This window comes from Paenibacillus sp. 2KB_22, assembly GCF_052115745.1.
Classification (GTDB): domain Bacteria; phylum Bacillota; class Bacilli; order Paenibacillales; family Paenibacillaceae; genus Paenibacillus.
In genome coordinates this window covers 1-502 of the sequence record NZ_JBFRHG010000030.1, presented here as the reverse complement: position 1 = coordinate 502, position 502 = coordinate 1, and the positions used below count along the sequence as shown (strand labels likewise).

Annotated in this window: 2 tRNA genes and 1 rRNA gene; all 3 read left to right on the top strand. The window is 48.0% G+C overall.

Going from position 1 to position 502, the window contains the following annotated elements:
• Positions 1–14 precede the first annotated feature (14 nt).
• Positions 15–91: transfer RNA gene (locus AB4111_RS31150), tRNA-Ile, on the top strand.
• A gap of 22 nt (positions 92–113) precedes the next feature.
• A tRNA-Ala gene (locus AB4111_RS31145) sits at positions 114–189 on the top strand.
• Between the two features lie 206 nt (positions 190–395).
• Positions 396–502, top strand: a 23S ribosomal RNA gene (locus AB4111_RS31140); the annotation flags it as partial.

Below are 502 nucleotides of genomic sequence, written 5' to 3'. Positions count from 1 at the left end.
AGTATATATAATGTGGGCCCTTAGCTCAGTTGGTTAGAGCGCACCTCTGATAAGGGTGAGGCCGGTGGTTCGAGTCCACCAGGGCCCACCATCTATACCTTTAAACTTTATATGGGGCCATAGCTCAGCTGGGAGAGCGCCTGCCTTGCAAGCAGGAGGTCAGCGGTTCGATCCCGCTTGGCTCCACCAAAAATGATTTACAAGTTTGTTCTTTGAAAACTAGATATCGAAACGAAAGTAAAATGCGAATTAGAACATTCCTTTTTAGCTGAACTTGTGTAAACAAGTTTCAATAAAAACGGTAGATTGCATGAGCGAGTGATCGAAATGGAACGACTTTTGGCTTTGGACGCAGTCCAAAACAAGCGGAGTGACAGCTCGAACACGAGCGATATGGTTAAGCTACTAAGAGCACACGGAGGATGCCTAGGCGCTAGGAGCCGATGAAGGACGTGGCGAACAACGAAACTGCCTCGGGGAGCTGTAAGCAAGCTTTGATCCG